Origin of the sequence: Methylobacterium litchii (assembly GCF_038442315.1) — a bacterium.
GTDB lineage: Bacteria > Pseudomonadota > Alphaproteobacteria > Rhizobiales > Beijerinckiaceae > Methylobacterium > Methylobacterium litchii.
In genome coordinates, this window is the sequence record NZ_JBBXMY010000018.1 from 70,670 (window position 1) to 78,217 (window position 7,548).

Genomic DNA, 7,548 nt, shown 5'->3' on the forward strand with positions numbered 1-7,548 from the left:
TAGTCCCTCCCCGAATGGGGGAGGGACGATTTCACTTAGAATTCCAGGCCACCCTCGCGGGCGGCCTCGGCCACGGCCTTGACGCGGCCGTGGTAGATGTAGCCGGAGCGGTCGAAGATCACCTTGGTGACTCCGGCGGCCTTGGCGCGCTCCGCGAGGAGCTTGCCCACGGCGGTCGCGGCGGCGACATCGGCACCAGTCTTCAGGTCGCCCTTGAGCGACTTGTCGATGGTGGACGCGGCGGCCAGGGTCTGGCCCTTCACGTCGTCGATGACCTGAGCATAGATCTGCTTCGACGAACGGAACACCGAGAGACGCGGACGGCCGTTGGCCGCCGCCTTGATCGCCCGACGAACGCGCGCCTTGCGCCGATCGAGGGCTTCGAGCTTACGAGACATCTTCGCCCTCCCTTACTTCTTCTTGCCTTCCTTGCGGAAGATGAACTCACCCTCGTACCGAACGCCCTTGCCCTTGTAGGGCTCGGGGCCGCGGTAATCGCGGATCTCGGCGGCGACCTGGCCCACCTTCTGCCGGTCGATGCCGGTGATGGTGATCTCGGTCGGCTTCGGGGTGGCGATGGTGATGCCCTCCGGCACGGCGTACTCGATGTCGTGGCTGTAGCCGAGCGACAGCTTGAGCGCCTTGCCGGCCATGGCGGCACGGTAACCGACGCCGGTGATCTCGAGCTTCTTGGAGAAGCCGTTCGACACGCCGGTGGCGATGTTGGCGATCTGGGCGCGCGAGGTACCCCAGAGGGACCGGGCGGGCTTCGACTGGTTGACTGGCTCGACCTCGATGGCGCCGTCCTTCATGGCGACGTTCACGAGGGTGGGAACGACGAACTGCAGTTCGCCCTTCGAGCCCTTCATCTTCACGGTCTGGCCCGTGACGGTGGCGGTGACGCCCGCCGGAACGGGAACCGGCTTCTTGCCTACGCGAGACATGGGATGTCCTCCTCCGTCCCGATCAGAACACGGTGCAGAGCACTTCACCGCCGACGTTGCGCTCACGCGCCTCGTGGTCGGCCATGACGCCCTGCGGGGTGGAGACGATGGTGACGCCGAGGCCGTCGGCCACGCGCGGCAGCTCGCCGACAGACGAGTAGACCCGGCGGCCCGGCTTCGACACGCGCTTGATCTCACGGATCACGGGCTTGCCGTCATAGTACTTGAGCTCGATGGCGAACTCGGAGCGGCCGTTGCCCAGCTCGGTCTGCGCGAAGTCGCGGATGTAGCCCTCGCGCTTCAGCACGTTGAGCACGCTCGCGCGCAGCTTCGAACCGGGCGTCTGGACGACGTTGCGACGGCGCAGCTGGCCGTTGCGGATACGGGTGAGCATGTCACCCACGGGATCGTTGACCATGTGGGGACCTCCTTACCAGCTCGACTTGACGAGGCCGGGGATAAGACCCCGGTTGCCGAGCTCCCGCAGCGCGACGCGCGAGATGCCCATCTTGCGGTAGAAGGCCCGCGGCCGGCCGGTGATCTCGCACCGGTTGCGGATGCGGGTGGCCGACGAGTTCCGCGGCAGTTCGGCGAGCTTCAGGCGCGCTTCGAAGCGGTCCTGCATCTCGATCGACTCGTTGTTGGCGATATCGAGGAGCGCCTTCCGCTTGGCGGCGAACCGCTTCACGAGCTCCTTGCGATGGTTGTTCTTCTCGACTGAGCTTTTCTTCGACATGATGTCTATCTCCGGTGTCCGCGTATGACGTTCGAGAACGTCACTGCCGGAACGGGAACTGGAAGGCCGCGAGCAGTGCCTTGGCCTCGGCATCCGTCTGGGCGGAAGTCGCCACGACGATGTCCATGCCCCACATCTGCTCCGCCTTGTCGTAGGAGATCTCCGGGAACACGAGGTGCTCCTTGAGACCCAGGGCGTAGTTGCCGCGCCCGTCGAACGAACGCGGGTTCAGGCCGCGGAAGTCACGCACGCGCGGCAGCGCGATGGTGATCAGGCGGTCCATGAACTCGTACATGCGCTGTTTGCGCAGCGTCACCTTGCAGCCGATCGGCATGCCCTCGCGGACCTTGAAGGTCGCGATGGCCTTGCGGGCGCGGGTGATGACCGGCTTCTGGCCAGCGATGAGGGCGAGGTCGCCAGCCGCCACCGAGGCCTTCTTCGAGTCCGCGGTGGACTCGCCGACGCCCATGTTGATGACGATCTTCTCGATCTGCGGCACCTGCATCGGGTTCTTGTAGCCGAACTCTTCGATCAGCTTCTGACGAACCACTTCGTCATAGTGCTTGCGCAGCCGCGGGACGTACGCGTTCTTGTCGGCCTCAGCCATCGATCTGATCCCCCGTGCTCTTGGCGAACCGGACCTTGCGCCCGTCTTCGAGGATGCGGAAACCCACGCGGGTCGGCTTGCCGTTGGCATCCGCGACCGCGATGTTCGAAAGTTGGATGGCGGCCTCCTTGGAGATGATGCCGCCTTCCTGGTTCTGGGACTGCTTCTGGTGCTTCTTGACGAGGTTCACGCCGCGCACGAACGCGCGGCCTTCCTTCGGCAGCACCTGAATGACTTCGCCCGACCGGCCGGCGTCACGGCCCGTCAGCACGACAACCTTGTCGCCCTTGCGGATCTTGGCAGCCATCACAGCACCTCCGGGGCGAGCGAGATGATTTTCATGTGGTTGCGAGCGCGCAGCTCGCGCGGCACCGGTCCGAAGATACGGGTGCCGATCGGCTCCTTCTGATTGTTGATCAGAACGGCAGCGTTCTTGTCGAACCGGATCACCGAGCCGTCGGCGCGCTTCACGTCCTTGGCGGTGCGCACGACCACCGCCTTCATGACGTCGCCCTTCTTCACGCGACCCCTCGGGATCGCCTCCTTGACCGACACGACGATCACGTCGCCGACGCCGGCATACTTCCGCTTCGACCCGCCGAGAACCTTGATGCACATCACACGGCGTGCACCAGAGTTGTCGGCGACGTCCAGATTCGTTTGCATCTGGATCACGTGCGTGACTCCTTCTCTCAGGCGGGTTTCCGCACGCGGGCGGTATTGCCCGGCGGACGACGCCTGATGGGGATCTGTGGTCCCCGGCTCATGTGAACGACCGCGCTGTCGGCGTCAGGGACGCCGGCGCGGTCACCGCGGTGGAACGGGCGCGAAGCCCATCCAAATTGTCGCGAAGGCCGGGGCCATACATCGGGCGGGCCGGAAACGCAACCGCTGGGGCCCAAAATCAGGCCCAGTTCGAGGGACGCCAACGCAAGACGGCGCCGCCTCGGGTGAGACGACGCCGTCGGAGCATGAAACCAAATAATAGCAGCGAATCAGGCCGGCTGGTTGAGGTGCTCGTTTTCGAAGAGGAAGTCGTCGAGGCTCGGGATCGTCACCGGGGCGGCCATGGCCGGCTTCGACAAACGCCAGGGGCGATCCATCCGCGCGCGAATCGCCTCCGACGGGCGAAGGCGCCGGCCGCGCCCATCCTCACCCAACTCCTCGATGGTCACGAAGCCGTAGACCTGCAGACGCGACGCCGTGAGCTTCGTCTCCCGGTCGTCCGCGCCGAGAACCATGGAGCCCAGAGCGTAGACCGTCTCCATCAGCACCCGCTGCTCGCCACGGCGGCGGAGACCCGACTCGCGCTCGGACATCGGCGGGGGAGCCGACACCCGGCGGAAGGGGACGACGTTGCTCGCTGCGACGCAACCCATACGCGACTATCCTCGAACACCACCAAGCGCGCTCGCCTCGGGCGCGCCGTCGATGCGGACAATTCGACGAATCGGATTAACCCCCCGTGGACCCCGTTTCGCCGCCACTGCCCCGATCCGGTACGAAGAGGGCCCTCCACAGGGCGGTCACTCTTCTTTAATGGCTCTCTGGGGTGCGTTTTTCCCGTTCCGGTGCATTGACCGGGGCGGGTGTTGCGTCTAGAAGCGCCCCACTTCGGTCGGCACTCGGCTGCCGACGGCCTGCGGGTTTGACCCGAACCGCCGTCCTCGCCCCCGACGCGACCTGAAGGCTCAAATCGCCTGACGCTTAAGTCAGATCCGTAGGTACGAACGCGCCTTCCCAGGCGCGATCCTCTGCCCACACCGCGCCGAGGGGCTTTGACTGGCCCTTCCGGCGCATATTCGTTTTGCGGACTGCTCCGGCAGTTCGGAAGGGACCGAGGAAGAGGGCACAGGATGCCGACGATCAATCAGCTGATCGCCCAGCCGCGGAAGATCCAGCGGAGCCGTAACAAGGTTCCTGCTTTGGACGCTTGCCCGCAGAAGCGTGGCGTGTGCACCCGCGTCTATACGACGACGCCTAAGAAGCCGAACTCGGCGCTCCGTAAGGTCGCCAAGGTGCGACTGACCAACGGCTTCGAGGTCATCGGGTACATCCCCGGCGAGGGTCACAACCTTCAGGAGCACTCCGTGGTGATGATCCGCGGCGGCCGCGTGAAGGATCTTCCGGGCGTGCGCTACCACATCCTGCGCGGTGTGCTCGATACGCAGGGCGTGAAGAACCGCAAGCAGCGTCGTTCGAAGTACGGCGCCAAACGTCCGAAGTAATTTCTTCGGATCGCAGTCAGCTTTTCCACTGCCTGACAAGGATGCCGCCGGCCTTTCGCTCAAGGCGGCCTGCGTCAGGTGCTTAAAATCTACTCATTGGAAGTTTAGCCAATGTCCCGTCGTCACTCTGCAGAGAAGCGCGAGATCATCCCGGACCCGAAGTACGGGGACGTGGTGCTGACGAAGTTCATGAACTCGATCATGTACGAAGGTAAGAAGTCGACCGCCGAGCGGATCGTCTACGGCGCCTTCGATATCGTCGAGAACCGCGCCCGTGCGAACCCGATCGAGGTGTTCCGCGCTGCGCTGGATAACGTCGCCCCGATGATCGAGGTCCGCTCCCGCCGCGTCGGCGGCGCGACCTACCAGGTCCCCGTCGAGGTTCGCACCGAGCGTCGCCAGGCCCTGGCCATCCGCTGGCTCATCCAGGCCGCCCGTTCGCGCAACGACCGCACGATGGTCGAGCGCCTGTCGGCCGAGTTGCTCGACGCCGCGAACAATCGCGGCAACGCCGTCAAGAAGCGGGAAGACACGCACCGGATGGCGGAAGCCAACCGCGCCTTCTCGCACTACCGCTGGTAAGCGGCCCACCCGTCTCTCAGGAGCAGTCCGATGCCCCGCACGCACGCGATCGAGGACTACCGCAACTTCGGCATCATGGCCCACATTGATGCCGGCAAGACCACGACCACGGAGCGGATCCTCTACTACACCGGAAAGTCCCATAAGATCGGCGAGGTCCATGAGGGCGCCGCCACCATGGACTGGATGGAACAGGAGCAGGAGCGCGGCATCACGATCACGTCCGCCGCGACGACGTGCTTCTGGCGCGAGAAGCGCCTGAACATCATCGACACCCCCGGCCACGTGGACTTCACCATCGAGGTCGAGCGCTCCCTGCGCGTGCTCGACGGCGCGGTGTGCGTCCTCGACGGCAACCAGGGCGTCGAGCCGCAGACCGAGACCGTGTGGCGTCAGGCCGACAAGTACGACGTGCCGCGCGTCGTGTTCGTCAACAAGATGGACAAGATCGGCGCCGACTTCTTTAAGTGCGTGGCCGACATCATCGACCGCGTCGCTGGCAAGCCGGTGTGCCTGCAGCTGCCGATCGGCGCCGAGAGCACCTTCAAGGGTGTGATCGACCTGATCAAGATGAAGGCCATCGTGTGGTCCGGTGAGGCGCTCGGCGCCAACTACACCGAGGAAGAGATCCCGGCCGACCTTCAGGATCAGGCCGTCGAGTACCGCGCCAAGCTGGTCGAAGCCTGCGTGGAGATGGATGACGAGGCCATGATGGCCTACCTCGACGGCCAGGAGCCGAGCGAGGAGGGCCTTCGCAAGCTCGTCCGCACGGCCGTGCAGCGCCGCGCGTTCCATCCCGTGCTCTGCGGCTCGGCCTTCAAGAACAAGGGCGTGCAGCCGCTCCTCGACGCCGTCGTGGACTATCTGCCGTCTCCGGCCGATCGCGGTGAGATCAAGGGCATCGATTTCAAGACCGAGGAAGAGGTGGTTCGCCATCCGACGGACTCGGATCCGTTCTCCATGCTCGCCTTCAAGATCATGGACGATCCCCACGTCGGCACGATCACCTTCTGCCGCGTGTATTCGGGCAAGGTCGAGTCCGGCGCCAACGTCATCAACTCGACCCGCGATAAGAAGGAGCGTGTCGGCCGCATGCTCCTGATGCACGCGAACAACCGTGAGGACGTCAAGGAGGCCTTCGCCGGCGACATCGTCGCCCTGGCCGGTCTCAAGGACACCCGCACGGGCGACACCCTCTGCGACTCGCAGAAGGCCGTCATCCTTGAGAAGATGGAATTCCCCGAGCCGGTGATCGAGATCGCCGTCGAGCCGAAGTCCAAGGCGGACCAGGAGAAGCTCGGCATCGCGCTCTCCAAGCTTGCCGCGGAGGATCCGTCCTTCCGCGTTTCGACGGACCAGGAGTCGGGCCAGACCATCCTCAAGGGGATGGGCGAGCTCCACTTGGACATCAAGGTCGACATCCTGCGCCGCACCTACAAGGTCGACGCGAATATCGGCCAGCCGCAGGTCGCCTACCGTGAGAAGCTGACCCGTCGGACCGAGATCGACTACACCCACAAGAAGCAGACCGGTGGTACCGGTCAGTTCGCCCGGGTGAAGTTCGTGGTCGAGCCGAACGAGCCGGGCGCCGGTTTCGCCTTCGAGTCGAAGATCGTCGGCGGCGCGGTGCCGAAGGAGTACATCCCCGGCGTCGAAAAGGGCCTCAACTCGGTCCTCACCGCCGGTATCCTCGCCGGCTTCCCGGTGGTCGACATCAAGGTGGAGCTGGTGGACGGCGCCTACCACGACGTCGACTCGTCGGCCCTGGCCTTCGAGATCGCGTCCCGCGCGGCGCTCCGTGAAGCCCTTCAGAAGGGCGGCTCGGTGCTGCTCGAGCCGGTCATGAAGGTCGAGGTGGTGTCTCCTGAGGAGTACACCGGTTCGGTCATCGGCGACCTCAACTCCCGCCGTGGTCAGATCCAGGGCCAGGACATGCGCGGCAACGCCAACGTCATCAACGCGATGGTGCCGCTGGCCAACATGTTCGGCTACGTGAACCAGCTGCGCTCCTTCTCGCAGGGACGCGCCAACTTCACGATGCAGTTCGATCACTACGAAGAGGTGCCGCGCGGCGAAGCCGACAAGGTCATCGCCAAGTACGCGTAAGCTCCATCTCTTCGTCCAACCTCAATTCGAATTAGGAGGCTCTTATGGGCAAGGAAAAGTTCTCCCGCACCAAGCCGCACTGCAACATCGGCACGATCGGGCACGTGGACCACGGCAAGACGTCGCTGACGGCGGCGATCACGAAGGTCCTGGCGGAGTCCGGCGGCGCGACGTTCACGGCCTACGATCAGATCGACAAGGCCCCCGAGGAGAAGGCTCGCGGGATCACGATCTCGACCGCGCACGTCGAGTACGAGACCACGAACCGCCACTACGCGCACGTCGACTGCCCCGGCCACGCCGACTACGTGAAGAACATGATCACGGGCGCGGCGCAGATGGACG

The 7,548-nt window shown here is 64.8% G+C and carries 12 protein-coding genes; 4 read left to right on the top strand and 8 right to left on the bottom strand.

Annotated elements, in window-relative coordinates; genetic code table 11:
• Positions 1-35: 35 nt before the first annotated feature.
• From rplR to AAHF99_RS23240, 8 genes are all read right to left on the bottom strand, one after another.
• Entirely contained in the window at positions 36-398 is a 363-nt protein-coding gene (gene rplR / locus AAHF99_RS23205) for a 50S ribosomal protein L18 (protein WP_243952429.1), read from the bottom strand.
• 12 nt (positions 399-410) lie between these two features.
• Positions 411-944, bottom strand: coding sequence for a 50S ribosomal protein L6 (rplF, locus tag AAHF99_RS23210; protein WP_243952431.1), 534 nt, complete (start codon positions 942-944; stop codon positions 411-413).
• 22 nt (positions 945-966) lie between these two features.
• A complete protein-coding gene (gene rpsH / locus AAHF99_RS23215; protein ID WP_238248919.1) occupies positions 967-1,362 on the bottom strand; it encodes a 30S ribosomal protein S8 in 396 nt (131 codons plus the stop codon).
• A 12-nt stretch (positions 1,363-1,374) separates the two neighbouring features.
• The gene (gene rpsN / locus AAHF99_RS23220; RefSeq protein WP_238248918.1) at positions 1,375-1,680 is read right to left on the bottom strand and encodes a 30S ribosomal protein S14; all 306 of its coding nucleotides are present in this window, start codon (positions 1,678-1,680) and stop codon (positions 1,375-1,377) included.
• A gap of 40 nt (positions 1,681-1,720) precedes the next feature.
• On the bottom strand, positions 1,721-2,287 hold the full coding sequence (gene rplE / locus AAHF99_RS23225) for a 50S ribosomal protein L5 (RefSeq protein ID WP_243952433.1): 567 nt from the start codon (positions 2,285-2,287) through the stop codon (positions 1,721-1,723).
• Entirely contained in the window at positions 2,280-2,594 is a 315-nt protein-coding gene (rplX, locus tag AAHF99_RS23230) for a 50S ribosomal protein L24 (protein WP_238248916.1), read from the bottom strand. Before rplX ends, rplE begins: the two co-directional genes overlap by 8 nt.
• A complete protein-coding gene (rplN, locus tag AAHF99_RS23235) occupies positions 2,594-2,962 on the bottom strand; it encodes a 50S ribosomal protein L14 (RefSeq protein ID WP_010686182.1) in 369 nt (122 codons plus the stop codon). The genes rplX and rplN overlap by 1 nt, the downstream gene beginning before the upstream one ends.
• Positions 2,963-3,282: 320 nt before the next feature.
• Entirely contained in the window at positions 3,283-3,666 is a 384-nt protein-coding gene (locus AAHF99_RS23240; RefSeq protein ID WP_342166776.1) for a hypothetical protein, read from the bottom strand.
• Positions 3,667-4,143: 477 nt separating this feature from the next.
• On the opposite strand from AAHF99_RS23240, the gene rpsL reads away from it, so the two are divergent.
• The 4 genes from rpsL to AAHF99_RS23260 all read left to right on the top strand — a co-directional run.
• Positions 4,144-4,515 carry a 30S ribosomal protein S12 gene (rpsL, locus tag AAHF99_RS23245; protein WP_007557568.1) on the top strand — a complete coding sequence of 124 codons (372 nt, stop codon included), beginning with the start codon at positions 4,144-4,146 and terminating at the stop codon, positions 4,513-4,515.
• Between the two features lie 111 nt (positions 4,516-4,626).
• Positions 4,627-5,097 (top strand): 30S ribosomal protein S7, encoded by a 471-nt coding sequence (gene rpsG / locus AAHF99_RS23250; RefSeq protein WP_012319183.1) that lies wholly within the window; start codon positions 4,627-4,629, stop codon positions 5,095-5,097.
• Between the two features lie 30 nt (positions 5,098-5,127).
• Positions 5,128-7,203, top strand: coding sequence for an elongation factor G (fusA, locus tag AAHF99_RS23255; RefSeq protein ID WP_342166777.1), 2,076 nt, complete (start codon positions 5,128-5,130; stop codon positions 7,201-7,203).
• Positions 7,204-7,247: 44 nt separating this feature from the next.
• The coding region (locus AAHF99_RS23260; RefSeq protein WP_342166778.1) for a GTP-binding protein at positions 7,248-7,548 on the top strand (301 nt) is incomplete at its 3' end.

What these genes read in the sequence shown, in the direction of transcription:
- rpsG (WP_012319183.1), top strand. Translation starts at nt 4,627, where the DNA reads ATGTCCCGTCGTCACTCTGCAGAGAAGCGCGAGATCATCCCGGACCCG.
- fusA (WP_342166777.1), top strand. Translation starts at nt 5,128, where the DNA reads ATGCCCCGCACGCACGCGATCGAGGACTACCGCAACTTCGGCATCATG.
- rplX (WP_238248916.1), bottom strand. Translation starts at nt 2,594, where the DNA reads ATGGCTGCCAAGATCCGCAAGGGCGACAAGGTTGTCGTGCTGACGGGC.
- rplE (WP_243952433.1), bottom strand. Translation starts at nt 2,287, where the DNA reads ATGGCTGAGGCCGACAAGAACGCGTACGTCCCGCGGCTGCGCAAGCAC.
- rpsN (WP_238248918.1), bottom strand. Translation starts at nt 1,680, where the DNA reads ATGTCGAAGAAAAGCTCAGTCGAGAAGAACAACCATCGCAAGGAGCTC.
- rplR (WP_243952429.1), bottom strand. Translation starts at nt 398, where the DNA reads ATGTCTCGTAAGCTCGAAGCCCTCGATCGGCGCAAGGCGCGCGTTCGT.
- rpsL (WP_007557568.1), top strand. Translation starts at nt 4,144, where the DNA reads ATGCCGACGATCAATCAGCTGATCGCCCAGCCGCGGAAGATCCAGCGG.
- rpsH (WP_238248919.1), bottom strand. Translation starts at nt 1,362, where the DNA reads ATGGTCAACGATCCCGTGGGTGACATGCTCACCCGTATCCGCAACGGC.
- AAHF99_RS23240 (WP_342166776.1), bottom strand. Translation starts at nt 3,666, where the DNA reads ATGGGTTGCGTCGCAGCGAGCAACGTCGTCCCCTTCCGCCGGGTGTCG.
- rplF (WP_243952431.1), bottom strand. Translation starts at nt 944, where the DNA reads ATGTCTCGCGTAGGCAAGAAGCCGGTTCCCGTTCCGGCGGGCGTCACC.